Annotated in this window: 26 protein-coding genes, 1 pseudogene and 2 riboswitches; of the genes and pseudogenes, 19 read left to right on the plus strand and 8 right to left on the minus strand. The window is 45.6% G+C overall.

Annotated elements, in window-relative coordinates:
• Positions 1 to 166 precede the first annotated feature (166 nt).
• Positions 167 to 946: a carbon-nitrogen family hydrolase gene (locus G9F50_RS03315; protein WP_060561770.1), complete on the minus strand. Its 780-nt coding sequence runs from the start codon at positions 944 to 946 to the stop codon at positions 167 to 169.
• Positions 947 to 1,037: 91 nt separating this feature from the next.
• Between G9F50_RS03315 and G9F50_RS03320 the strand changes: the two genes are divergently transcribed.
• From G9F50_RS03320 to spo0E, 6 genes are all read left to right on the plus strand, one after another.
• The gene (locus G9F50_RS03320) at positions 1,038 to 2,234 is read left to right on the plus strand and encodes a pyridoxal phosphate-dependent aminotransferase (RefSeq protein ID WP_060561769.1); all 1,197 of its coding nucleotides are present in this window, start codon (positions 1,038 to 1,040) and stop codon (positions 2,232 to 2,234) included.
• A 36-nt stretch (positions 2,235 to 2,270) separates the two neighbouring features.
• Positions 2,271 to 2,370: riboswitch (SAM riboswitch) on the plus strand.
• Positions 2,371 to 2,451: 81 nt separating this feature from the next.
• A complete protein-coding gene (gene mtnW, locus G9F50_RS03325; protein ID WP_060561768.1) occupies positions 2,452 to 3,666 on the plus strand; it encodes a 2,3-diketo-5-methylthiopentyl-1-phosphate enolase in 1,215 nt (404 codons plus the stop codon).
• Complete coding sequence (gene mtnX, locus G9F50_RS03330) at positions 3,663 to 4,367, plus strand: 2-hydroxy-3-keto-5-methylthiopentenyl-1-phosphate phosphatase (RefSeq protein WP_060561767.1); 705 nt, start codon at positions 3,663 to 3,665, stop codon at positions 4,365 to 4,367. Before mtnW ends, mtnX begins: the two co-directional genes overlap by 4 nt.
• Entirely contained in the window at positions 4,325 to 4,954 is a 630-nt protein-coding gene (locus G9F50_RS03335) for a methylthioribulose 1-phosphate dehydratase (RefSeq protein ID WP_014417578.1), read from the plus strand. The genes mtnX and G9F50_RS03335 overlap by 43 nt, the downstream gene beginning before the upstream one ends.
• 15 nt (positions 4,955 to 4,969) lie before the next feature.
• Entirely contained in the window at positions 4,970 to 5,506 is a 537-nt protein-coding gene (locus G9F50_RS03340; protein WP_012117415.1) for a 1,2-dihydroxy-3-keto-5-methylthiopentene dioxygenase, read from the plus strand.
• A gap of 280 nt (positions 5,507 to 5,786) precedes the next feature.
• Positions 5,787 to 6,047, plus strand: a complete 261-nt coding sequence (gene spo0E / locus G9F50_RS03345) for an aspartyl-phosphate phosphatase Spo0E (RefSeq protein WP_003154690.1) — start codon at positions 5,787 to 5,789, stop codon at positions 6,045 to 6,047.
• 209 nt (positions 6,048 to 6,256) lie between these two features.
• Here the strand turns inward: spo0E and G9F50_RS03350 are convergent, their stop codons facing one another.
• A complete protein-coding gene (locus tag G9F50_RS03350) occupies positions 6,257 to 7,774 on the minus strand; it encodes a sporulation kinase KinD (protein WP_060561766.1) in 1,518 nt (505 codons plus the stop codon).
• Positions 7,775 to 7,972: 198 nt separating this feature from the next.
• Between G9F50_RS03350 and mhqR the strand changes: the two genes are divergently transcribed.
• A complete protein-coding gene (mhqR, locus tag G9F50_RS03355; protein ID WP_007408463.1) occupies positions 7,973 to 8,419 on the plus strand; it encodes a MarR family transcriptional regulator MhqR in 447 nt (148 codons plus the stop codon).
• A 35-nt stretch (positions 8,420 to 8,454) separates the two neighbouring features.
• Here mhqR and motB read toward each other — a convergent pair whose 3' ends face one another.
• The 3 genes from motB to clpE form a co-directional block, all read right to left on the minus strand.
• The gene (motB, locus tag G9F50_RS03360) at positions 8,455 to 9,240 is read right to left on the minus strand and encodes a flagellar motor protein MotB (RefSeq protein ID WP_003154685.1); all 786 of its coding nucleotides are present in this window, start codon (positions 9,238 to 9,240) and stop codon (positions 8,455 to 8,457) included.
• A complete protein-coding gene (motA, locus tag G9F50_RS03365; RefSeq protein ID WP_007610974.1) occupies positions 9,212 to 10,027 on the minus strand; it encodes a flagellar motor stator protein MotA in 816 nt (271 codons plus the stop codon). The genes motB and motA overlap by 29 nt, the downstream gene beginning before the upstream one ends.
• A 169-nt stretch (positions 10,028 to 10,196) precedes the next feature.
• Positions 10,197 to 12,293: an ATP-dependent protease ATP-binding subunit ClpE gene (clpE, locus tag G9F50_RS03370; protein WP_060561765.1), complete on the minus strand. Its 2,097-nt coding sequence runs from the start codon at positions 12,291 to 12,293 to the stop codon at positions 10,197 to 10,199.
• A gap of 401 nt (positions 12,294 to 12,694) precedes the next feature.
• Between clpE and G9F50_RS03375 the strand changes: the two genes are divergently transcribed.
• From G9F50_RS03375 to queF, 6 genes are all read left to right on the plus strand, one after another.
• Positions 12,695 to 13,732 (plus strand): YkvI family membrane protein, encoded by a 1,038-nt coding sequence (locus G9F50_RS03375; RefSeq protein ID WP_060561764.1) that lies wholly within the window; start codon positions 12,695 to 12,697, stop codon positions 13,730 to 13,732.
• 97 nt (positions 13,733 to 13,829) lie between these two features.
• The gene (locus tag G9F50_RS03380) at positions 13,830 to 14,951 is read left to right on the plus strand and encodes a hypothetical protein (protein WP_060561763.1); all 1,122 of its coding nucleotides are present in this window, start codon (positions 13,830 to 13,832) and stop codon (positions 14,949 to 14,951) included.
• A 108-nt stretch (positions 14,952 to 15,059) separates the two neighbouring features.
• Positions 15,060 to 15,104: riboswitch (PreQ1 riboswitch) on the plus strand.
• A gap of 96 nt (positions 15,105 to 15,200) precedes the next feature.
• Positions 15,201 to 15,860, plus strand: coding sequence for a 7-cyano-7-deazaguanine synthase QueC (gene queC / locus G9F50_RS03385; RefSeq protein ID WP_003154679.1), 660 nt, complete (start codon positions 15,201 to 15,203; stop codon positions 15,858 to 15,860).
• Complete coding sequence (gene queD / locus G9F50_RS03390; protein WP_007408455.1) at positions 15,861 to 16,304, plus strand: 6-carboxytetrahydropterin synthase QueD; 444 nt, start codon at positions 15,861 to 15,863, stop codon at positions 16,302 to 16,304.
• A complete protein-coding gene (gene queE, locus G9F50_RS03395; protein WP_015239741.1) occupies positions 16,297 to 17,028 on the plus strand; it encodes a 7-carboxy-7-deazaguanine synthase QueE in 732 nt (243 codons plus the stop codon). The genes queD and queE overlap by 8 nt, the downstream gene beginning before the upstream one ends.
• Before the next feature lie 17 nt (positions 17,029 to 17,045).
• Entirely contained in the window at positions 17,046 to 17,540 is a 495-nt protein-coding gene (gene queF, locus G9F50_RS03400) for a preQ(1) synthase (RefSeq protein ID WP_003154673.1), read from the plus strand.
• 344 nt (positions 17,541 to 17,884) lie between these two features.
• On the opposite strand, the gene G9F50_RS03405 is transcribed toward queF, so the two are convergent.
• Together G9F50_RS03405 and G9F50_RS03410 are read right to left on the minus strand one after the other, a co-directional pair.
• A complete protein-coding gene (locus G9F50_RS03405; RefSeq protein WP_060561762.1) occupies positions 17,885 to 18,127 on the minus strand; it encodes a hypothetical protein in 243 nt (80 codons plus the stop codon).
• A complete protein-coding gene (locus tag G9F50_RS03410; RefSeq protein WP_015417346.1) occupies positions 18,124 to 18,480 on the minus strand; it encodes a winged helix-turn-helix transcriptional regulator in 357 nt (118 codons plus the stop codon). Before G9F50_RS03410 ends, G9F50_RS03405 begins: the two co-directional genes overlap by 4 nt.
• 168 nt (positions 18,481 to 18,648) lie before the next feature.
• On the opposite strand from G9F50_RS03410, the gene G9F50_RS03415 reads away from it, so the two are divergent.
• From G9F50_RS03415 to G9F50_RS03425, 3 genes and pseudogenes are all read left to right on the plus strand, one after another.
• A complete protein-coding gene (locus tag G9F50_RS03415; protein ID WP_020955730.1) occupies positions 18,649 to 19,395 on the plus strand; it encodes an SDR family NAD(P)-dependent oxidoreductase in 747 nt (248 codons plus the stop codon).
• Positions 19,396 to 19,531: 136 nt separating this feature from the next.
• Positions 19,532 to 19,744 (plus strand): annotated as a pseudogene (locus tag G9F50_RS03420) (7-cyano-7-deazaguanine reductase); the annotation flags it as partial.
• A 336-nt stretch (positions 19,745 to 20,080) separates the two neighbouring features.
• On the plus strand, positions 20,081 to 20,356 hold the full coding sequence (locus G9F50_RS03425; protein ID WP_060561761.1) for a DUF3219 family protein: 276 nt from the start codon (positions 20,081 to 20,083) through the stop codon (positions 20,354 to 20,356).
• 72 nt (positions 20,357 to 20,428) lie between these two features.
• Here G9F50_RS03425 and G9F50_RS03430 read toward each other — a convergent pair whose 3' ends face one another.
• A complete protein-coding gene (locus tag G9F50_RS03430) occupies positions 20,429 to 20,614 on the minus strand; it encodes a YkvS family protein (protein ID WP_003154669.1) in 186 nt (61 codons plus the stop codon).
• A gap of 163 nt (positions 20,615 to 20,777) precedes the next feature.
• Here G9F50_RS03430 and G9F50_RS03435 point away from each other — a divergent pair, with 163 nt between their 5' ends.
• The 3 genes from G9F50_RS03435 to G9F50_RS03445 all read left to right on the plus strand — a co-directional run bounded on the left by G9F50_RS03435 (position 20,778) and on the right by G9F50_RS03445 (position 23,326).
• Positions 20,778 to 20,972, plus strand: a complete 195-nt coding sequence (locus G9F50_RS03435; protein WP_007409591.1) for a hypothetical protein — start codon at positions 20,778 to 20,780, stop codon at positions 20,970 to 20,972.
• A 274-nt stretch (positions 20,973 to 21,246) separates the two neighbouring features.
• A complete protein-coding gene (locus G9F50_RS03440) occupies positions 21,247 to 21,870 on the plus strand; it encodes a cell wall hydrolase (protein ID WP_007409592.1) in 624 nt (207 codons plus the stop codon).
• A 115-nt stretch (positions 21,871 to 21,985) separates the two neighbouring features.
• Positions 21,986 to 23,326: a polysaccharide biosynthesis protein gene (locus G9F50_RS03445; protein ID WP_007409593.1), complete on the plus strand. Its 1,341-nt coding sequence runs from the start codon at positions 21,986 to 21,988 to the stop codon at positions 23,324 to 23,326.
• Positions 23,327 to 23,360 lie beyond the last annotated feature (34 nt).

A 23,360-nucleotide genomic window follows, 5' to 3' on the forward strand; every position in this document is an offset into this window, starting at 1 on the left:
CATTTCACAATGGAATTACGGTCGGTTGCTGTTGGGGTCAAAAGGCCAATCCCTCGCCCAACTCTCGATAAGAGAAAAATATATTGATTTGTATCACAATTCGGATTAATCAGTTGATGAAAATATTAGCAGGTGCCGGATATTCTTGTCAACGTTTTTTTGAAAATTAATATAAATCACGCCGCAAGTCTTGGAAAACCGGAATGGTTCCCCGCACGTCCGCGCTTTCTGACACATCGATTTCCGCCCGGACTGCGCCTTCCGTCCGGTCTCCTTCGGCTAAAATCCGGCCCCACGGGTCAATAATCAGGCTGTGGCCGGCAAATTCATTATCGGGATTGGACCCCGTGCAGTTAGAGGCTGCGACAAAACATTGGTTTTCAATTGCTCTGGCGATAAGCAGGCTTCGCCAATGATCAAGGCGGGGCAGAGGCCATTCCGCAGAGATAAACAGGACATTCGCGCCCTGGGACGTATGCTTTCTGATCCATTCGGGGAAACGGATATCATAGCAGATCAGCCCGGCGCACTTGACACCGTCAAGCTCAAAGGAACCGTCGCTGTTTCCTGCTGACAAGTAAAGGTGTTCATCCATCAGCTGAAACAGATGGGCTTTCTGATACCGCTTCACAATCTGTCCGCTGTTATCGGCGATGTACATGGTGTTATAGACATTTTCGCCTTCTTTGACCGCAAAAGATCCGGCAACGAGGTGTACGTTGTATGTTTTTGCCGTTTCTTTAAGCCATTGTTCCGAAACTTTGCCGTTTTCATCCGCCAGCTGGTCTAGCCGTGTGAGATCATAGCCGGTCGTCCACAACTCAGGAAGCACGATTACATCAGCATGGCGGCTTTCTTGCTCAATCAAAGATTCTGCTTTTTTAAAGTTTTCTGAAGGATTTCCGTATGAAATATCAAATTGCAAACAGGAAACGGTCCATTTCATTTTTTAACACCTCAAGTTTCTCTTTACTTTTTTTATTTAACCATATATGATGATGGACTATCATTTCAAGACATTTTTAGAAGGTGAAAATATGAACTTTGAAATCTCAGATGTACTCAAACAGCTGCCGGAACAATTTTTCGCATCATTGGTGCAAAAAGTGAATCAAAAGCTGAAAGAAGGCAGAGACGTCATCAATTTAGGGCAGGGAAACCCTGATCAGCCGACGCCTCAGCATATCGTTGAAGAAATGAAGCGCGCCGTCGAAAGGCCGGAAAATCATAAATACTCATCATTCCGGGGCGCTTACAGCTTCAAAAAAGCAGCCGCTGCATTTTATGAAAGGGAGTACGGGGTCACGCTTGATCCGGAAACGGAAGTCGCCGTGCTGTTCGGAGGCAAGGCGGGACTTGTTGAGCTTCCGCAATGTCTTTTAAACCCGGGAGATACCATTCTGGTGCCTGATCCCGGATATCCTGATTACTGGTCAGGCGTCGCCCTTGCAAAAGCGAGAATGGAAATGATGCCGCTGACGGAAGAAAGAGGGTTTCTCCCTGATTACAGCGTAATTCCTGAAAAGGTGCGGAGCGAGGCGAAGCTGCTGTATCTCAATTATCCGAATAATCCGACCGGCGCTGTGGCGACAGAGGCGTTTTTCGAGGAGACGGTCGGTTTTGCGGAGCAAAACGGCATTTGTGTCGTTCATGATTTCGCGTACGGAGCCGTCGGTTTTGACGGGCATAAACCGCTGAGCTTTTTGCAGACCGAAGGCGCAAAAGAGACGGGAATCGAAATCTATACCTTGTCCAAAACGTATAATATGGCGGGCTGGCGGGTCGGATTTGCCGTCGGAAACGCTTCTGTCATCGAAGCGATCAACCTTTATCAGGATCATATGTTTGTCAGCCTGTTTCCCGCGGCGCAGCAGGCGGCGGCAGCGGCACTTTTAGCGGATCAGGCATGCGTCGCAGCGCAAAATGACAGATATGAATCGAGACGCAATGCATGGATTAAAGCCTGCCGCAATATCGGCTGGGATGTGACGGCTCCGGCGGGCTCCTTTTTTGCATGGCTCCCTGTGCCTGACGGTTATACGTCACAGTCGTTTTCAGATCTGCTGCTCGAGAAAGCGGATGTCGCGGTCGCTGCCGGAAACGGGTTCGGAAAATGGGGGGAAGGCTATATAAGAGTCGGTCTTCTGACAAGTGAAGAAAGACTTAAAGAAGCTGCGGAACGGATCGGGAAACTGAATCTTTTCACCCGAAAAAGCATTGACATATCAGAATAACAATGCGATAATTCAAAATACTTTATAAAATCATTATTCTTATCAAGAGCAGGCAGAGGGACGAGCCCGATGAAGCCCGGCAACCGACTGATAAAGCACGGTGCTAATTCTTGCAGCAGGAGCTGAGAGATAAGATTCGGACATAACACGAAGCCTCTTTCTGCTCATACGGAAGAGGTTTTTTTATGTTTTGCGAAAGAAAGAGAGGCGTTCACGCATGAGCGAAGTATTGGCAACATATCTTCTGACAGACACAACGGACAGTGAAAAGCGGGCGGAACAGATTGCGGAGGGGCTGACGGTAGGCTCCTGGACTGACCTGCCCCTGGTGAAGCAGGAACAGCTCAGAAAACATAAAGGGCGGGTCGTAAAAGTTGAGGAGAAAGAAGGAACCTCAGAAAACGAAACACAATCCGTCATCACCATCGCCTATCCCGAGGCGAATTTTTCAAGAGATATTCCGGCCGTCCTGACGACGGTATTCGGAAAGCTGTCACTGGACGGAAAAATAAAATTGACTGATCTTGAATTTTCCGAAGGGTTTAAACGCTCCCTTCCCGGGCCGAAATTCGGTATATACGGCATCCGCAAACTGCTGGGCGAATTTGAAAGACCGCTTCTGATGAGCATATTTAAAGGCGTGATCGGACGGGATCTCGCCGACATTAAAGAACAGCTCAGACAGCAGGCGCTCGGCGGCGTGGATCTTATTAAAGATGACGAAATTTTCTTTGAAAATGAACTGGCTCCGTTTGAAACCCGCATTATCGAAGGAAAACAAGTCCTGAAGGAAACCCGGGAGGAGACGGGGCATAAAACGCTGTATGCCGTAAACCTTACGGGAAGGACCGCTGAATTGCGGGATAAAGCGAGGCGCGCGGCAGAACTCGGGGCGGACGCGCTTTTATTGAATGTGTTCGCTTACGGTTTAGATGTGATGCAGAGCCTTGCTGAAGACAGGGAAATCCCGCTTCCGATCATGGCGCATCCGGCAGTCAGCGGCGCGTTCACATCATCTCCCGTTTACGGCTTGTCGCATGCGCTTTTGCTCGGCAAGCTGAACCGCTATTGCGGGGCTGATTTCAGTTTATTTCCGTCACCTTACGGATCCGTTGCTCTTCCGAAGGAGTCCGCACTTGCAATCCATGATGAATGTGTAAAAGACGATGTCTTTCATCCGTCGTTTGCCGTCCCGTCAGCAGGCATTCACCCCGGTATGGTGCCATTATTGATGCGCGATTTCGGCATCGATCATATCATCAATGCCGGCGGAGGCATTCACGGCCATCCGAAAGGAGCCGAGGGCGGGGGAAAAGCGTTCCGCGCCATCATTGATGCGGTGCTTGAAGCGCAGCCGATTGAAGAAAAAGCCGCGTCGTGCAAAGATCTTCAGCTCGCGTTAGACAAATGGGGAAGGGTGGAAGCCGTATGACCCGCACACCGCTGATTATTTGTGATTTTGACGGAACGGTCACTATGAACGACAACATTGTCAGCATGATGAAAGAATTCGCGCCTCCTGAGTGGCTTGAATTAAAAGATGGTGTTCTGTCCAAAAGCATATCAATCCAAGAAGGAGTCGGACGGATGTTCGGACTGCTGCCGAGCAGCTTAAAAGAAGAACTGACCGGCTTTATCCTTAAGGATGCGAAAATACGGGACGGCTTTTTGGATTTTGTCTCGTTTGTCCGGTCAAACGGCCTCCCGTTTTATATCGTAAGCGGGGGAATGGACTTTTTTGTGCATCCGCTTTTGGAAGGGATCGTAGAAAAGGAGCGGATTTTCTGCAATCATGCATCCTTTGACAATGAATATATTCATATAGACTGGCCGCACGCCTGTGACGGAGACTGTACCAATCAATGCGGCTGCTGCAAACCGTCAGTCATCCGTAAGCTATCCGATCAGCAGAAATTTCTCATTATGATCGGTGATTCGGTCACGGATGTCGAGGCTGCAAAGTTGTCCGATATGTGCTTTGCGAGAGATTATCTTTTGACTGAATGCAAAGAACTCGGCCTCCGGCATCTGCCTTTTCAAGATTTTCATGAGGTGAAAACAGGCATTGAAAACATCGGGGAGGTGCAGGCATGGCTGCAAAAGAAGAACGCTGGCGCGAACTTGCCGAGGTAAAGCGCGAGCTGGCCGAAAGAGACTGGTTCCCGGCAACGAGCGGGAATCTTTCCATCAAAGTATCCGACGGGCCGCTGACTTTTCTCGTTACGGCGAGCGGAAAAGACAAACGAAAAGAAACAGACGAAGATTTTCTCTTAATCGATGAGTACGGGAAGCCCGCTGAGACCGGCCATTCTTTAAAACCTTCAGCGGAAACGCTTCTCCATACTTACTTATACCAAAAGACAGACGCGGGCTGCTGTCTGCATGTCCATACTGTCAATAATAATGTCATATCAGAGCTTTACGGGGATGAAAAACAAATCACTTTTCAGGGGCAGGAGATGATTAAGGCGCTCGGATTATGGGAGGAAAACGCGTCCGTGACCGTTCCGATCATTGACAATCCGGCGCACATCCCGGCATTGGCCGAAAACTTCGCGCACCATGCGGACGCCGGCTCAGGCGCGGTGTTAATCCGCAATCACGGCATTACGGCATGGGGGCGGACCGCTTTTGAAGCGAAAAGGGTGCTGGAAGCCTATGAATTTTTATTCAGCTGTCACCTCAAGCTTCTGTCACTTCGGCCGCAGCTGGTAAAATAAAAGGAGGAATAGAAAATGGCGACCATCAGAATTCATGACGAAAAAAATACGCTCATTGAACATCAGGAAGAAGTAGCGCGCTTCTTAGACGAACAAGAGGTGATCTATGAGCAGTGGAACATTGAAAAGCTTCCGTCTGAGCTTTCGGAAAAATACGACCTAACCGAAGATGAAAAAGAACGGATTCTCGCGGTGTTTGACACGGAGATTCAGGACATTTCAGCCCGGCGCGGATATCAGTCTCAGGATGTCATTTCTTTATCAGATACCACGCCGAATCTTGATGAATTATTAAAAAATTTCCAAAGAGAACATCACCACACGGATGATGAAGTCCGCTTTATCGTCAGCGGACACGGCATCTTCGTCATTCAAGGCAAAGACGGCACATTTTTCGACGTCCGTTTAAATCCAGGAGATTTGATTTCAGTTCCGGAGAACATCCGCCACTACTTTACGCTTCAGGAAGACCGCCGGGTCGTCGCAATCCGAATCTTCGTGACGACTGAGGGCTGGGTGCCGATTTACGAAAATGAAAGTGTGCAAAACTGATAGACGCCCGAACCTCTCATGCACCCACCGGCATGAGAGGTTTTTTATTGTAATATAAAGTCAGCTGTGGCTGTTTTTTAAATCTTGAATATGCCGCATTCTGTTTATATCATTACCCGAATGGGTATTATTCTCGTATTCATGCTAAAGATTCCAATATGAAATGAAAAAATAAGTTATTTAGTAAAAAAATGTTTACAAATAAAGTATAATCTGTAATAATGCTCAATAACCCAATCAAACTTGTTTCCTATTCTTTTAGCGGTGAGGGGTGAAGTGAATGGGCAGTTATTCTGAACAAGAAAAATTGCTTGTATCTATTGATAAAAAAAGAAAAATGATGATAGATGCGGCTAACAGGCAAGGGTTTACAGGATATGACACGATCAGGCACAGCCAGGAACTGGACTGTCTGATGAACGCGTATCAGCAGCTGGTAAACCGTGATCGTACACATCACCAAGGAATACAGGGCCTTGTGAAGAAAATAGGCTTGTTCTCCCGCGGTGACGTCATGCCTGCATATGAAGCAAACAAATGATTGATGATAAAACAGATAACGAAGACTGAATGCGCTTCATGATCAAGCGCTGCATCCGAAAGATGACCGCGTACAGTCAGCACATTTTTCCGCTGGCACGGCTCACGAAGCGCCTCGTACTATCTGCCGGCTATGATGCCGTTCCTCTGGTATATCCTCTTACACATACTCTTCTTTAAATAAAAAACACCCCGATCAGGGTGTTTTTTTCATCGAGAAGCGGCAGGGAGGGTAATGGTGACCTCTGTGCCCTTATCGACTTCGCTTTGAATGTCAATCGAACCGCCGTACATCAGCATGATTCGTTTACATACGACAAGGCCGAGGCCGGTGCCTTTTTCCTTTGACGTTACAAACGGAAGAAAAATGTGCTCAAGCATATCTTCAGAAATGCCCATTCCGTTGTCGGCCACCTTAATGACTGCTTTATGATCGCGGGCTTCTAAATAGATGGACAGCCGGCCGCCTTCCTGCATGGATTCCAGCGCGTTTTTCGCGACATTTAAAATCACCTGTTTAATATGGTCTTTCGTGCAGTTGACCTTGAGCGGCCGATTGACGAGAATCTCCACATTCACTTCCACATTGTATAGATTCCCTTCAGAATAAATAATCGGCATAATCTCATCAAGAATATCCTGCAGCGAGTTCACTTCCAACCGTTCAGCAGTGGGTTTTCCAAGCACTAAAAACTCACTGACAATCTGATTGATCCGTTTAATCTCCTGCTCAATAATTGAGAAATACAGCTGATCTTCCTCCGATTTGTATTTTTTCTGCAAAAGCTGAATGAAGCCGCTGATCCCTGTAAGCGGGTTGCGGATTTCATGGGCGGTGCTGGCGGCAAGCGTTCCGATCAGCTCCAATTTCTGCGCTTCATTTTGAGCGCGCTCCAGCTGGGTCTTGCGCTTAAGCAAATAATATTGAACGAGGATGAACAGAATATTCAGCAGCACGGCAATACTGGACATCGGCAGCAGCACGCTTTTGGTCAGCTCATTCAGCTCAACCGGTTTCGGATAAACATTGATATTCCAATTAATATCATCCAGATAGCCGCTGACCGGTTTCACACCTTCTGATTGATCAGCCCGTCCGCTGGCAAATATCACTTTATTCTGATTGGTTGCCTTGACATAAACGTCAGGGCTCAGCATATTGATCATATTTCTCAAATAATCGACTTGTATGGCGGCTACTAAATAATCCGTGACTTCCCGTTTTGCGTCTAACACCGGCACGCAGATCGTGAAGATGCGCTGGCCTGTAATTCTGCTGGAGTAGTCATTTGTGATGACCGTTTTTTTCGTCTTTTTCGCCTTCGTAAAATACGGTCTGTCGGCCAAATTCACCTTTGATTTCAGATCAGTCGTGCTTGCGATGACATCACCTTTGGAATTCAGCATATACAGACCGCTGAATCTGGGTTCATCCTCAAAAGCCTGATCGAGAATGTCAATGATCTTTTCTTCATTGACAGGCTTATCGACGGCGATCGCAAGTGTTTTCATCCGGGCTTTTGTTTCACCGATTAAATAATTGAGCTTATTGCGGTGAAGGTTGAGCATCATACTGGCTTCCTGTATGTGTTTATCGGCTATTTTCTGCTTTTCTTTTTCATAAATGAAAAAGCTGATAATAAGTGCCGGGATGATCACCAATATGAGATAAAGCTTGATCTTTCCCCGGGCACCTTTAAATGTATTCACTCTGCATCGCTCCAACATTACACTTGAATAGAGGTATTATATCATTTTTATACTTCTTTAATAAGAAAAAATAACCAAAATGATAGAAAAACAAATTATTTTATTAAGGTCTGACAAAAAGAAGAGAAATTTTGGAAACATTTTTGTTGACATTTTTCATTTTGTTTATTAATGTTTCTCTGTAACGGTTTCTTTTGTAAAAGGATGATTGAATGTATGACGGATAAAACAGAAAACTCATTGAAATTATTTATTGTACTGTCACGTGCGTACCGATCTATTAACGACCATATGAATAAACATATTCATAAGCACGGCCTGAACCCGACGGAATTTGCGGTGCTTGAGCTGCTGTACCACAAAGGCAACCAGCCGCTTCAGCAGATCGGCGACAAAATTTTATTAGCGAGCGGAAGTATTACATACGTTGTTGACAAATTAGAGAAAAAAGAACTTCTCATCAGAAAAGCCTCGCCGACTGACAGAAGAGTGACTTTCGCACAGATTTCCGAAAAGGGAATCCGTCTTTTGGACGATATTTTCCCTGATCATGCTGACGAAATTAAAGAAATGATCAGTGTGCTGAGTGATGAAGAGATAGAAATGTGTACGGAAATGCTGAAAAGAGTGGGGTTAAACGCTAAACATTTTCATCAGAAATAAAAAAGGAAGCCATTTGAAAGGCTTCCTTTTTTATATTACTGATTTTGGTCAGTCGCGGCGTTTCTAGGCTGTATCAATACCTCGACGCGCCTGTTTTTGCTGCGCCCTTCAGCGGTTTTGTTCGACACGGCCGGTTTATACTCCCCGAAACCTTTGGCGCTGAATACTTTTGCGTCAAGTTTCGGGTTTTCTGTCAGAATAGCCATGAAGTTGACGGCCCGCATGACGCTTAAATGCCAGTTAGATTGATATTGTGAGTTTTTAATCGGTACATTGTCCGTATGTCCGCTGATAATAATGTTCCTCGGCGGATTCAGCACAAGGAGATTCGAGATTTCCTTGGCAAGCGGAATATCTTCCTGACGGATATCCGCCCGTCCGGAATCAAAAAAGATACTGTCTTTAATGGTAATTAAGAGTCCTTCTTTAGTCAGCTTTGTTTCCAGCTGAGTTTCAAGCTTTTTATTTTTTATAAATTGATTGACTTGCTTTTGCACGCCTTCAAGTTCTTCGCGGTCGGCTGCTTCTCTTTCTTTCTTTTTCTGTTCTTTATCTTTTTCCTTGTCTTTTTTTAACTGATCAACGCCGTCTTTTTCGTTTTCAGGAGGGGTGACGCTTGAATATTCAAGAACACCCGTGCCTCCGGTAAACACGGCGTTAAATGATTTAGACAGCATTTGGAATTTCGCCGCATCGACCGAGCTCATGGCGAACAATACAATGAACAGAGCCAAAAGAAGGGTGAGCAAATCCGCGTACGGGATCAGCCAAGACTCATCCACATGCTCGTCATCATGCTTCTTCTTCTTTTTTCTCGCCATTGTTTGTCTCTCCTTCTTGTTCAGCGACTTTTGCGCGTTCATTCGCAGGAAGATACATGAGAAGTTTTTGTTCGATCACTTTCGGGGCCTGTCCTTCAAGCACTGACAGCACGCCTTCGATCATGATTTCACGCAGTTTGACTTCCTGCTTTGATTTGCGTTTCAGTTTGTTGGCGAAGGGATGCCATAGCACATATCCTGTGAAAATCCCGAGAAGGGTGGCGACAAACGCCGCACTGATGGCATGTCCGAGCGCCTCGGTATTGTTCATGTTGGAAAGAGCGGCGATAAGGCCGATGACCGCACCCAAAACGCCGAGTGTCGGCGCATATGTGCCGGCTTGTGTAAAGATGGCTGCGCCGGCCTGGTGTCTGTCTTCCATCGCTTCAACTTCCTCAGTCATAATATCTCTGATAAATTCTGCGCTTTGTCCGTCAACCGCCATACTCAGGCCGTTTTTCAAAAATGCGTCATCCACGTCTTCAATGCTTGCTTCCAATGCGAGCAGACCTTCACGTCTGGCGATTTGCGCCCATTGAGAGAACATAGGAATTAATTGCGCAATTGTCAGCTGTTTGTTTTCTTTAAACAGCACTTTAAAAAGGGCAGGCACTTTTTTGATTTCTTTTCCGGGGAATGCGATGATCACCGCAGAAATCGTACCGAACAAAATAATCAGAATAGCTGCCGGGTTAGCGAGTGCGCTTAAGCTGACCCCTTTCAGCACCATGCCCACGCTTAAAGCAATCAAGGCGAGGATGATACCGATAATCGATGTTTTATCCATAGTTTTCACCAAATCCTTTATACTAGCTTTCTATGGTTAATATCGGTGGCAGTGCATGGAACTTTAGGGTGATTGAGAAATTGTTCCCGAATTCTTCACAGTTTCTCCCTTCCGGCATGGAGAAAGAAACAAAAAAGCGGCTCCCCGCGAGGAGGGAACCGCTTTTTTCTTATTGTGCCCGGACTTTGATGCCGTCCTCTTCCATTACGACATGGAAGGCTTTTATTTCGTTGTCATCCAATAAGAGATCTGTCATTTCGTCCTCGATCAATTCTTGGATGGTTCTTCTGAGCGGGCGTGCTCCGAAAGCTGGGTGGTAGCCGATTTCAGCGATTTTTTCTTTCGCTTCGTCCGTTACACTAAGGCTGATGCCGCGCTCTTTTAATGTGTCTTCAAGCTCTGTGAGAAGCAGGCTGACGATTTTCACGAGATGTTCTTTTTTCAGGGATTGGAATTCAATAATGCTGTCAAACCGGTTTAAAAACTCCGGTTTGAAGAACGCGCTCAGTGAATCAATCAGCGTTTGTTCTTCCAGGACGCTCTCTTCAGATTGGAATCCGACTTTCACCTGTTTTTCGCCGGTTCCAGCGTTGCTTGTCATAATCAAAACGGTATCTTTGAAGCTGACCGTTCTGCCCTGGCTGTCTGTCAGACGGCCGTCCTCCATAATCTGCAGAAACATATGCTGGACATCAGGGTGGGCTTTTTCAATCTCATCGAGCAGCACGATGCTGTACGGATTGCGGCGCACTTTTTCCGTTAATTGACCGGCTTCATCGTGTCCGACATATCCCGGCGGTGAACCGATGATTTTTGATACGGCGTGTTTTTCCATGTATTCACTCATATCGAGACGGATAATGGAATCTTTTGTACCGAACAGTTCATCTGCGAGTGTCTTTGATAACTCGGTTTTTCCGACTCCGGTCGGTCCGACAAAGAGGAAGGAGCCGACAGGTCTGTTTTTGGATTTTAAGCCGGCGCGGCTTCGTCTGACCGCTTTCGCCACTTTTTTCACGGCTTTTTCCTGACCGATGACGCGCTGATGAAGATGCTCTTCAAGTTCCTTCATTTTGACTTGTTCATCAGCCTGGAGTTTTCCGACCGGAATGCCTGTTTTCTGTTCAATGATGGCTTGAATATGCTCCGCCCCGATTTCAGGTGAAGAGGCCGGAGCTTCTTGTGCCAGCTGCTTTTCCAACGCCGCTTCTTCATCACGCAGTTTCGCGGCAAGCTCATAATTTTCTTCATGAAGCGCTTTTGTTTTCTCCGCGTCAATTGCTTTGAGTCTCTCAGCCGCATCTTCTTCATTTACGGTATCAAGCTCCAGGTTCGCCTTAGAGCCGGCTTCATCTAATAAGTCGATCGCTTTATCCGGCAGGTGGCGGTCCTGAATGTAACGGGATGAAAGCGCAACACAGGCGTTTATCGCTTCATTGCTGAATGTGACGCCGTGGTATTTCTCATATTTATCTTTAATGCCTTCCAGAATGCTGATGGCTTGTTCTATTGTAGGCTCGTGAACCATGACAGGCTGGAAGCGTCTTTCAAGCGCCGCATCTTTTTCAATCTGACGGTACTCTTTCAGCGTTGTCGCCCCGATGACCTGCAGCTCGCCTCTGGCAAGCGCCGGTTTCAGGATGTTCCCGGCATCCATTGATCCCTCGGCAGAGCCGGCGCCTACAAGAAGGTGAATCTCGTCAATGAACAAGATGACGTTTTTCCGTTCTTTTAATTCGTTCATTAATTGTTTCATTCTTTCTTCAAACTGGCCTCTGATCCCTGTATTGGCGACGAGAGAAGCGACGTCAAGCAGGTAAAGCTCTTTGTTTTTCAATTTGTTCGGCACATCGCCTTCAGCGATTTTAAGCGCGAGGCCTTCTGCAATAGCCGTTTTACCGACGCCCGGCTCACCGATCAGCACCGGATTGTTTTTATTCCGGCGGTTCAAAATTTCAATTACGCGCGCCACTTCATGATCGCGGCCGATCACAGGGTCAATCAGACCTGCTTTTGCGCCGTTTGTGACGTTTTGAGCGAGCTCGTCGAGCAGGCCTTTTTCAGAGCCGGCCTGCTGTTTATTTTGATTGGGAGCGAAACCTTTCTCAAACGGGAATCCGAATGATTGCGGCCCCATGCTCATAGACGGTTTTCGGGTTAATTCTGTATAACATGTTTCACATAAAACGAATTGTTTTTGAATGGAATTGACTTGCATGTTCAGGCGAATCGTCGCCTCGTTTTTCTGACAATGTTGACAACGCATTTGCCAAAACCTCCTCGAAAAATGTTTGATCATCTTTGACCAAATGGATTAGAAAATAAGGTCTTAACTTTGACCTTCTTTGATTAATAGTATACTCTGACCTTCTTTGACTTTCAAGTGTTTTGTTTCAAACCCCGAAAAATAAATGTTTACAGCATGATAAGTGATATTTGTGAGGTTTGATTATTTTTGACCAATATAGTCAGAAAGGAAATGAAATGCTTTGACCTTTCTTGATGAAGAGTATACGCCGGCCCTTTTTTTCTTTCAATATTTTTGCTTAGAGGAGAGAGCTGAATCTGTTTTCTCCGGGGAAGGACGATTTGTTCGTCTTTTCGGGCGACTTGTCTCATAAGCATATATAAAGGCCTGGACAAATCTGCGCTTAGCCGGAGGGTGAAATGGGACAAACAAAAGGTTCTGCAAGTCAGCTTGCATTTGTATACGTAGGCACGGTTGTAGGAGCCGGTTTTGCCACGGGACGAGAAATCGTTGAGTTTTTTCTGAAGTTTGGCTGGATCGGTCTGTTCGGTATCGTGGTAAGCGGTCTGATGTTTACATATTTAGGCGCCAAAATCATGATCATTTCCAAACGGATTCATGCAGCATCTTATCAGGAATTGAACACATATTTATTTGGCAAGTCCATCGGCCGCGCCGTTAATATGTTTATGATGTTTATATTGCTGGGAGTGACCTCTGTCATGCTGTCCGGAGCGGGAGCGCTGTTTCATGAACAGCTTGGCTGGTCCGCACAAGCGGGGATCCTTTTGACGATCGTACTGAGCTTTGCCGTCATGACAAGCGGCGTTAAAGGTGTGTTCGGCGTCAATATATTGGTTGTGCCGCTTTTAATTTCCTTCTCTTTTATCGTGACAGCAGATTCATTTGTATTTACAAGCACGAGAAACGCGGACGAATGGGTATGGCCTGTCAAGTGGAATTGGCTTTTGTCCGCCGTCTCTTACGGCGCGTTAAATTTATCGCTCGCCCAAGCCGTCCTTGTGCCGCTTGCGAATGAAATGTCTTCAGAGAAGGTGATCAGAAGGGGGGCTTATTTTGGCGGCGTTCTGTTGACACTGGTGCTTGCCGCGAGCTTTTTATCATTATCGGTGCTGCCGGATGTGCTGGAGTTTGACATTCCGATGGCTCAAGTTGTCTATTCGTATTCGCGTTCGCTTCATATCATTTATTTGTTTATTATTTTCGGGGAAGTGTTTACGTCGGTCATCGGCAATTTATACGGATTGGAAAAACAATTAAACAGTTTTCTTCATATAAAAAGTACATATATTTACGGCGGCATTTTGGCGTTTGCTTTCATTATCAGCCAAATCGGCTACGGACAGCTGATTTCCACCGTTTATCCGGTGTTTGGGTATGTGAGCCTCGCTTTCATCGGCGCATTGATTTGCAAAAAAATCCCGAAAGAAAAATAAGGATATAAGGAAAATGTCTGTATTTTTTGGGAATTCCCCTTCTTTTTTCCTGACATTTCTGTATAATGAATTGGGAAATGATGGGGAGGAGTAAGAGATGAAAGCTCGACGTGTATTATTGGGATTTATTTTTATTTGTATCGGCATTGCGTTTTTTTTACAGAGGGCGGGAGTTATTCATATATCCGCAGGTTCGGCGTGGCCGTTTCTTTTCATTATAATGTCCGCAGGGTTTCACGCCGGATTTATTTTTGCGAAAAAAACGCCTGAACAGGCGGAACTGCTCGTTCCGGGCGGTATGTTTTTTGTGCTGGGCTGCCTGTTTTGTTTTGAAACGGCAACGGGATGGACGTATTCAGACGTGACGTGGCCTGTTTATATATGGGCGCCTGCTCTCGGTCTGTTTGAGCTGTGGTATTTCGGCGGGAGGAAGTTAGGTGTATTGATTCCTGCTTTCATCCTGACAGCCGTGGGAGCACTATGCTTTGCCGGTATGCTGATGCCGGGGCTGTGGCCGCTTTTGATCATCGCAGCCGCGCTTTTGTTTCACGCCGTTGCCTTTATGCAGCCGAAAAAAAGATCGGGCCTTCTTATTCCGGGCGGCATTTTGCTTGTGACGGGTTGCTTGTTATGGTTTGAAACGCTGACGGATTGGACATACGCAAATGTGACATCGCCTGTCTACCTCTTTGCCGTTGCGTTCGGCCTGTTTGAAGCCTGGCTGTTCGGCAGAAGGCAAAGAGGGCTTTTGACTGCTGCGGCGGTTCTGTGCGCCGCGGGCATTTTCGGCATATTCACCAATGCAAATGAAGTCATCAGCGAAAGCGGCTGGCCCGCTCTCATTCTTTTGCTGGGCGCCGCTTTTCACATTCCGATTTTCGGCCCGAAACCTGTCAAAAACGCGGGACTTCTTGTACCGGGCGGCATCTTATTGATTACGGGGATCTTGTTTGTCTTTGAAACGGCAACCAATTGGTCCTACTCCGGTGTGACATGGCCTGTTTACCTGTTGGCAACGGCATTCGGTTTATTTGAGCTGTGGCTGTTCGGCGGGAAACAGAAGGCGCTGCTCATCCCGGTTGCGGTGCTGACCTTGACAGCACTTTGCTTTATGATGACGAATCAGCCGATCATTCCGGTTTCTGTTTTCTGGCCTGCTTTATTTGTTCTGATCGGGATTGCGCTGATGGTATTTCCGGGGAAAAAACGCGGGGCTTAAACCCGCTTTTGCAGCCTGACACAGGGTTCAGGCTGTTTTTTTATTGTCACGGGAAACAACATTATGGTATGATAGCAAAAGTGAAAAAAGAAGAAAATCCGTATTGATGCGGGAGAGGTTCTAGCTACACCCTCTATAAAAAACTAAGGACGAGCTGTATCCTTGGATACGGTTTTTTTATGTTTTTTAGGGCGCCTTCTCCGAAAAAGGCGCTTTTTTTATGGAATGATAGATAAGGGAGAGAAAGACATGAAAAAAGAAAAAGCAGTTGTGGTGTTCAGCGGAGGCCAAGACAGCACGACTTGTTTATTATGGGCTTTGCAAAACTTTGAAGAAGTGGAAACCGTTACATTCCATTATAATCAGCGTCACCAAGAAGAAATCGATGTGGCAAAATCGATTGCCGAAAAGCTCGGTGTCAAAAATCACTTGCTTGATATGTCTCTTTTAAATCAGCTCGCGCCGAATGCGCTGACAAGAGATGATATCGAAATTGAAGCGAAGGACGGGGAACTGCCGACAACCTTTGTACCGGGACGCAACCTTGTATTTTTATCCTTTGCATCGATTCTTGCATATCAAATCGGCGCGCGCCATATTATCACCGGTGTTTGCGAGACTGATTTCAGCGGCTACCCGGACTGCCGTGACGAGTTCGTCAAATCCTGCAATGTCACCGTCAACCTGGCGATGGAAAAGCCGTTCGTCATTCATACGCCGCTTATGTGGCTGAACAAAGCGGAAACGTGGAAACTTGCGGATGAGCTCGGCGCGCTTGATTTTGTAAAGAATAACACACTGACTTGCTATAACGGCATCATTGCGGACGGATGCGGCGAATGCCCGGCATGCCTGCTCCGCAATAAAGGATATGATGAATATATGAAAATGAAAGGAGAGCGGAACTAATTGCTTTCTCAAATTTACCCGCAGGTTCAGCATCCTTATTCGTTTGAGTTGAATAAGGACATGCACATCTCAGCCGCGCACTTTATTCCCCGCGAAAGCGCCGGAGCGTGCAGCAGAGTCCACGGGCACACGTATACAGTAAATATTACAGTTGCGGGGGATGAACTGGACGATTCAGGCTTTCTCGTGAATTTCAGCGTGCTGAAGAAATTGGTGCACGGCGCTTATGACCATACATTGCTGAATGACCATGACGAGTTTTCTGCTGATGATGACAGATATTCACTGCCGACGACCGAGGTCGTGGCCAAAACGATTTACGATAAGGTGCAGTCCTACCTCGAAACATTGGAGAATCAGCCGGTCTGCGTGCAGATTTTTGTCAGGGAAACCCCGACAAGCTATTGCGTATACCGCCCGAAAAAAGGTGATAGGAATGGCTAAAGGAATTCCGGTATTAGAAATTTTCGGACCGACGATACAAGGGGAGGGCATGGTTATCGGCCAGAAAACCATGTTCGTCCGCACGGCGGGCTGCGACTACTCCTGCAGCTGGTGCGACTCCGCTTTTACATGGGACGGCTCAGCCAAAAAAGATATCCGCTGGATGACGGCGGAAGACATTTACCGCGAGCTGAGAGAAATCGGCGGAGACGCCTTTTCCCATGTCACCATCTCAGGAGGAAACCCGGCGCTGTTAAAGCAGCTTGACGCGCTGATTCTGCTGCTGAAAGAGAACGGGGTGCGCGCCGCTTTAGAAACGCAGGGAACGGTCTATCAGGATTGGTTCACAATGATTAACGACCTGACGATTTCACCGAAGCCGCCAAGTTCGGGGATGACAACCGATTTTGCAAAGCTCGATCACATTGTGTCTTCGCTTGATGCGGCAGAAAGGCTTAACGCGGTCAGCTTAAAGGTCGTCATTTTTAATGATGAAGATCTGCAATTCGCGAAAACCGTGCATAAGCGGTATCCGAATATCCCGTTTTATCTTCAGGTCGGAAACGATAACGTCCATACGACGGACGACCGGGCATTGATCGCACATCTGCTCGGAAAATACGAAACACTCGTTGATAAGGTTTCAGCCGATTCGGATCTGAATCTCGTCAGAGTCCTGCCTCAGCTGCATACATTGCTTTGGGGCAATAAACGGGGAGTTTAATAGAAAGGGAGATTTAGATGACAAGAAAAGAATCAGAATTAGAAGGAGTTACGCTCCTGGGGAATCAAGGGACAAATTATTTATTTGAATATGCGCCGGAGGTTTTGGAATCATTTCCGAATAAACACGTGAACCGTGATTATTTCGTTAAATTCAACTGCCCGGAATTTACGTCGCTTTGCCCCAAAACGGGACAGCCGGATTTTGCAACCATCTACATCAGCTATATTCCGGACGAAAAAATGGTGGAAAGCAAATCGCTGAAGCTGTATCTTTTCAGCTTCCGCAACCACGGAGATTTCCACGAGGACTGCATGAACATCATCATGAATGATTTGATCGAATTAATGGACCCCCGCTACATTGAAGTATGGGGCAAATTCACGCCTAGAGGCGGAATCTCGATTGACCCGTATACAAACTACGGCCGACCGGGAACAAAATATGAAAAAATGGCCGAACATCGGATGATGAATCATGATATGTACCCGGAGACGATTGATAATCGGTAATTATTCCGTTGTGTGATACGGAGTGTGACCCGAAGTGGAGTCACAGTAAAATCCGAACATTCAGTGCTGATTTTCAGCGGAATTGTGACCGAGTCACAGCGAAGTGTGACCCGCACTAAGCTCAATAAAAGTGTGACCCGGTCACACTAAAAGTGGGAAAAGTCACACCTGAAAATGGCTCTACTCATGGGAATTGTATTAAAAAGTGTGACCTGAGGTGCAACCTGAACTGTGACTTTTATGCAGTGAAAAATTGATAGTACAGAAGCAGATTAAGGCGTACAATTTGTACGTCTTTTCTTTTTTATCCGAAAGAAAAAATGCCTATCTAGAGATCATAGGCATTAAATATTATTATCAATATCTTCATTTATTTTTTGGCTAAGTTTCTGAACCTTCTCTTTAACATTTGAAACAGCTCTTTTTTGAATTTCATCAAAGTTTTCCTGAATATAGTCCGTGACACTTCTTATTAGAACTTCACTTTCAAAATTGAATATCTCATTTATTTCTGACTGTTCTTCATCTGTTAGGTGATGGTATTGAAGTTGTTTAGCATTTACTTCAGCAGCTGCATCAATCCTCACTTTAGTTGTTCTGGTTGTACAATTTCATATTCACCTTCTGCATACTCTTGCTCCGCATAATGGCTTCCCCATTGACAGAGCTCCTGCAAGATAGGTTTAAGAGATTCTCCAAGTTCAGTGGATGAATATTCAACCTTCGGCGGTACTTGATTATACATCTTTCTGCTCACAAGTCCACTGGCTTCAAGCTCTCTAAGTGTTTGAATCAGCATTTTCTGAGTTATATTTGGGATCATGCGCTTTAATTCACTCGTTCTCTTTGGTCCATTCATTAAAAAGTATAATACAAGGCCTTTCCATTTTCCGCCAATAACTTCCTTTGTCACTTCAAACCCACAGCTAAATTTTTTCATGTCTAAAGCTCTCCATTCCACATTTATTACTTTTTAGTTACTATATCACAAAAAAGTGGGTACTTCCGATAATGTGCTTACTGAAGGATACTATATCTTATAAGTTGTTCTTCAAGTACTTAAAGGTACTAGACATAAAATAAAATCAATTCTAAAGGAGTGTTAAGTATGGGTAAATTTGAAGGTAAAATAGCGCTTGTAACGGGTGGAACAAGTGGAATTGGTCTTGCTACAGCACAAAAGTTTGTAAACGAAGGTGCATATGTTTATATCACGGGACGTAGACAAAACGAACTTGATAAAGCTGTTAACCAAATTGGCAAGAACGTAACCGGTGTTCAAGGTGATATTTCTAAGCTTGAAGACTTAGATAAACTATATGACATGATAAAGCAGGAAAAAGGTAAGTTGGACATTCTTTTTGCTAATGCAGGCACCGGCAACTTCCTTCCATTAGGTGAAATTACTGAAGAGCAGGTTGATAGAACGTTCGACATTAACGTTAAAGGAACCATCTTTACTGTTCAAAAAGCGTTATCACTATTCCCGGACAAAGTAGGTTCTATTATTGTAACGGGCTCTACTGCTGGATCAATTGGCAACCCAGCGTTTAGTGTATATGGAGCATCTAAAGCAGCATTAAGAGCACTAGTTCGCAACTGGATTCTTGACCTAAAAGGTACTGAAATCCGTGTAAATGTGGTTAGTCCAGGAGCTATTCTTACACCTGCATACGATGAGCTTTTTGGTGATGCACTTGAAGGAGCAATGGAAAATACCAGAAATACTGTTCCAGCTGGAAAAGTTGGGACACCTGAAGAAGTAGCAAACGCTGTATCTTTCCTTGCTTCAGATGAAAGCAGTTACTTGACGGGTGTTGAATTGTTCGTAGATGGCGGGCTAGCACAGGTATAATTTCACTGCGCAGAGATTACAAATAGTCCCCAAAAAAGGTTAAAATCAATCGTTTGGTAAGGTGTGAAATTAGTGTGACTTCATGATTAATGTCTAGAGCAAGTACTTATGGGACAAGACTTTGACCTGCCTTTTCTTCCACGAGGACTGCATGAATATCATCATGAATGACTTGATTGAGTTAATGGACCCGCGCTACATCGAAGTATGGGGCAAATTCACGCCAAGAGGCGGAATTTCCATTGACCCGTATACAAACTACGGCAGACCGGGAACAAAATATGAAAAAATGGCCGAACATCGGATGATGAATCATGATATGTATCCGGAGACGATTGTCAACCGTTAATTTTCAGACGGGGTACGGTCTCGGAATATAACCTAAATACCCCCGCCTTTTAAGCGGGGGTTTTTTTCGTCTGGGCCGCGCCGCCAAAAAGGTGCATGATATTTGCACAGAACTTCTATAAGGAAAAGAGAAAAGAAAAAGACGAGTAAACCCGGGGGGAGTGTACTCGCCGCTTCAATACGTGACGGGTGCTGGATGGCAGCTCGTCTGTTTCATTATAAAATAGGGAACATACGTTTGTAAAGGCCTGCGCAGTTTTTTCTCATTCGGAGCGGATCAATTGTAAAGGAATGGTCAGCATGATAGCATGTCCTGTAAAAAGAAGGAGTGTTCGTTATGGAGCCGTTAGAGTTAAACGGTGTAAGGCTGAAAATGTATGATTGTAAAGAAAGTGCGGGCAAAAACGGCCGCATGATTTCATTCGTATTGAAGGTGACATCTGAAACGTATCATGATATTGCCGTCCTTTTGTATGAAAAAACATTTGACATCAAGGCGCCCGAGCGTGGACTTGAATTCCGCGGTAAAATAACCAACTACCATACATCCGTCACTAATCTTTACAATAAAGATGAGACAGGTGATTTTTTTGTAGAAATGACCGAGATCTGAATTCATTTGAAAAAGCTGCCGGGCGGCAGCTTTTGTGCGGGATATGTAAATGGTTCGGATTGTTCGGGGGGTTTAATAGGAGTCTCTGATGATTTTATAATTCTTATGATTGACGACAGTGAGGGAATCTAATTCAAGGTCACGATAATTATCCATGATGGTTACATCAACGATGACGGAGTTTTCATTTACTTTTTCAACAATACCGGTTAATCCGTTTTTAAATTCAATGACGTTTCCAACCTTAGCAATTTTCACGAGCTTCCTCTCCTTTATCATAAATCCTGTTTGAAAATATTTTGCAGTATTTTCTTTAAGAAGTAAAGCGATATGGGTATCAGCCCGCTCAATCATTGTCCCGGCGGGGGAAAGATGATATATTGATTTTCGGGAAAAAGCCGAGAAAAGGAGGCTGTGTTCGTTGCTGCCTGAGGAAATTTCAGAATGTATCAACCAAATGCGCACCGGGGAAATCAAAGAATTCAGGGTGCAGAAAGAACATTTTCTTGCATTTCGAGCAGTTTTATCGAAGCAGGAAGATTTTAAGCATTTCCGCGGTATTGCACAGCAGGGCGGAGATGTTGTTTTCCAGTATTTAGAACAGCCAAGAAGCTGACGGCTCCTCGCACTTGAGGAGTCTTTTTTTGTTTCTTGGTTTCTCATTTCATCTTGCTGTAACAGATGTAAACAAAATGTAAAATCCCTCCGATGGATACTTTTACTGCTATTTGGTTAATGTTGTGAAAATGACGGCTGTTTTCCTGCCAATAACAAGGCTGTTAACGAACTTCTTCCATCATAAAAGCTGATTGGGAGCACTGGAAAATCTTTAACCGTGAATTTGCGCACAGCTCTTGTTAAGGTAGTGAAGTATTTAAGGAGGAAATCGTATGACGACAAAATTTGCTGCCTTGGCTGTCTTTTTTCTATGTTTTATGCCTGCATCAAAAATTGAACATACAGAAGCTCTGTTTACTTTTGCGAAGAAGCCAAAGCAAGAACCCAGCACACTGGTTGCTGATTTAAATAAAAAAAGCTCGGTTCCGAAGCTTTCAAAAACGGATCATAAGCATTCTATCCAACCGATAAAGCTGTCATCTCACCAAGAGAAGAAAGCAAAACCGGAAGAGACGGCTTATCAGCCGCCGAAAAAAACGTATTCCCGCGCTGACAGACAACTTCTGTCACGTCTCGTTCACGCAGAAGCGAAAGGTGAATCTTATAAAGGGAAGGTTGCGGTAGCCAGCGTAGTGCTGAACCGGACTGAAAAAAACGGCTTCCCGGATACCATTCGGGGCGTGATCTATCAAAGGAATGCATTTGAACCGGTAGCAAACGGAAGCATTAATCAAAAGCCCGATAAGGATTCCATCGCCGCCGCAAATGAGGCGCTTGACCATCCGGGCAGAGAAACGAACGCGTTGTTTTTCTACAATCCGAAAACGGCATCTGACCACTGGATCCGTTCCCGAAAAATTATCGAACGGATCGGCAGACACGTATTTGCGATGTAAGCATAGCGGGATCAAAAATATCCCGGCTATGCTTTTTTCAATTTTGAGAAATCGAAAATATTTTCAGAACTTGTCTCATATGATGATGGAAGAACGAGAGACAAGGAGAGACACCATGAATCGATTTGTGAAAGGGATCATTCTTTTATCCATCGCCGCCTTTTTCGCGGAATGTCTGGAATTTGTCGTGAATATGATACTGGCGCGGGAGCTTGGCGAGCATGGGATGGGACTTTACATGAGCATTCTGCCCACCATTTTTTTAATTATCGTCATCGCCAGTCTGGAGCTTCCGATCTCCATTTCAAAATTCATCGCGGAATCCAATCAGAAGCTGCATGAAAGCATGCTCCGGCATGCCTTCAGAATGACCGCCGTTTTTACCGCGTTTTCAACCGCGGCCGCAAGCATCGCGCTGCCGTTCATTCCTGTATTCGATACGTATCACCCGTTTATTAAAGGGATTGTCATCGGGCTGATTCCAGTCGTCGCTTTTACATCCATCGCCAGAGGTTATTTTATGGGTGTGCAGCAAATGGGAAAAATCGCGGTTGCGAATGTCATGAAAAAAATCATTCAAGTGCTTTGTCTGTTTATCTTTTTTCAATGGTACTCTTTTGAAATTGATATGGCCGTGCTCATTTCATTATTTGTGCTGGTCGCAAGCGATGTCGTGGTGTTCGTTTACTTGTATACGCAGTTTATTTTGGCGCGGAGGGCGCTTTCCGGCCATCAGCACATTCATCTTCGCGGGAAAGACGTGCGGAAACGCCTCCTGGCCGTATCCATCCCGACAACGGGACTTCGTATATTTCATGCCGTGACAAACGCCATTGAACCCTTTTTAGTGAAAGGAGCGCTGCTGGCGTCCGGGGCAGCCGGGACAGCCGCAATTGATCAATACGGCATGCTTGCCGGTGTAGCGATGACAATCGGTTCGTTTCCCGCATTTATCGCCCATTCGCTGATGGTCGTCATGATTCCCAGCATTTCAGAAGCGTATGCGCTGTCCCAATATGATATTGTGCTGAAACGGCTGAGACAAGCGATTTTTATTACATTCGGCTACGGCATTCCGGCAGTCTGGGTCATGTTTCAGTTCGCGGGCCCGCTGACCCATTTGTTTTTTCAGTCTCCGGAAGCGCAGTATTATTTGCAGCTTTTGTGGCCGTTTTTTCTTTTTCATCTGTTTGTGATGCCGCTTCAGGCCTGTCTGATCGGTATCGGCCACGTGAAAACGGCGTTTTATCATAACGTATGGAGCAGCATTGTAGGGCTTTCGATGATGTATGTGCTCGGTTCTATGCCGGAATTGCAAATGCTCGGCATTATACTCGGCATGAATACCGGCATGATTCTTCTGACAAGTTTACATTACGCGACGATCTGCAAAGACCTCGGTGTCTCCGTGTTTTTGACGGGCGGCGGAAGAACAGCGCCCCGGATCGAAAGCTGAAAAGGCTGATACATTTCAATAAGGAAGGGCAAGC

It is taken from the genome of Bacillus sp. EKM206B, from assembly GCF_011066015.1.
GTDB classification, from domain to species: domain Bacteria; phylum Bacillota; class Bacilli; order Bacillales; family Bacillaceae; genus Bacillus; species Bacillus velezensis.

Bases quoted from the DNA above. Each gene is read 5' to 3' on its own strand.
- G9F50_RS03380 (WP_060561763.1), top strand. From the start codon at position 13,830: ATGAAAGCTCGACGTGTATTATTGGGATTTATTTTTATTTGTATCGGC.
- motA (WP_007610974.1), bottom strand. From the start codon at position 10,027: ATGGATAAAACATCGATTATCGGTATCATCCTCGCCTTGATTGCTTTA.
- mhqR (WP_007408463.1), top strand. From the start codon at position 7,973: ATGACGGATAAAACAGAAAACTCATTGAAATTATTTATTGTACTGTCA.
- queF (WP_003154673.1), top strand. From the start codon at position 17,046: ATGACAAGAAAAGAATCAGAATTAGAAGGAGTTACGCTCCTGGGGAAT.
- G9F50_RS03415 (WP_020955730.1), top strand. From the start codon at position 18,649: ATGGGTAAATTTGAAGGTAAAATAGCGCTTGTAACGGGTGGAACAAGT.
- G9F50_RS03350 (WP_060561766.1), bottom strand. From the start codon at position 7,774: ATGTTGGAGCGATGCAGAGTGAATACATTTAAAGGTGCCCGGGGAAAG.
- G9F50_RS03410 (WP_015417346.1), bottom strand. From the start codon at position 18,480: ATGAAAAAATTTAGCTGTGGGTTTGAAGTGACAAAGGAAGTTATTGGC.
- spo0E (WP_003154690.1), top strand. From the start codon at position 5,787: ATGGGCAGTTATTCTGAACAAGAAAAATTGCTTGTATCTATTGATAAA.
- G9F50_RS03375 (WP_060561764.1), top strand. From the start codon at position 12,695: ATGGGACAAACAAAAGGTTCTGCAAGTCAGCTTGCATTTGTATACGTA.
- G9F50_RS03425 (WP_060561761.1), top strand. From the start codon at position 20,081: ATGGAGCCGTTAGAGTTAAACGGTGTAAGGCTGAAAATGTATGATTGT.
- motB (WP_003154685.1), bottom strand. From the start codon at position 9,240: ATGGCGAGAAAAAAGAAGAAGAAGCATGATGACGAGCATGTGGATGAG.
- G9F50_RS03440 (WP_007409592.1), top strand. From the start codon at position 21,247: ATGACGACAAAATTTGCTGCCTTGGCTGTCTTTTTTCTATGTTTTATG.
- mtnX (WP_060561767.1), top strand. From the start codon at position 3,663: ATGACCCGCACACCGCTGATTATTTGTGATTTTGACGGAACGGTCACT.
- clpE (WP_060561765.1), bottom strand. From the start codon at position 12,293: ATGCGTTGTCAACATTGTCAGAAAAACGAGGCGACGATTCGCCTGAAC.
- queE (WP_015239741.1), top strand. From the start codon at position 16,297: ATGGCTAAAGGAATTCCGGTATTAGAAATTTTCGGACCGACGATACAA.
- G9F50_RS03335 (WP_014417578.1), top strand. From the start codon at position 4,325: ATGGCTGCAAAAGAAGAACGCTGGCGCGAACTTGCCGAGGTAAAGCGC.
- queC (WP_003154679.1), top strand. From the start codon at position 15,201: ATGAAAAAAGAAAAAGCAGTTGTGGTGTTCAGCGGAGGCCAAGACAGC.
- G9F50_RS03320 (WP_060561769.1), top strand. From the start codon at position 1,038: ATGAACTTTGAAATCTCAGATGTACTCAAACAGCTGCCGGAACAATTT.
- G9F50_RS03315 (WP_060561770.1), bottom strand. From the start codon at position 946: ATGAAATGGACCGTTTCCTGTTTGCAATTTGATATTTCATACGGAAAT.
- G9F50_RS03445 (WP_007409593.1), top strand. From the start codon at position 21,986: ATGAATCGATTTGTGAAAGGGATCATTCTTTTATCCATCGCCGCCTTT.
- mtnW (WP_060561768.1), top strand. From the start codon at position 2,452: ATGAGCGAAGTATTGGCAACATATCTTCTGACAGACACAACGGACAGT.
- G9F50_RS03340 (WP_012117415.1), top strand. From the start codon at position 4,970: ATGGCGACCATCAGAATTCATGACGAAAAAAATACGCTCATTGAACAT.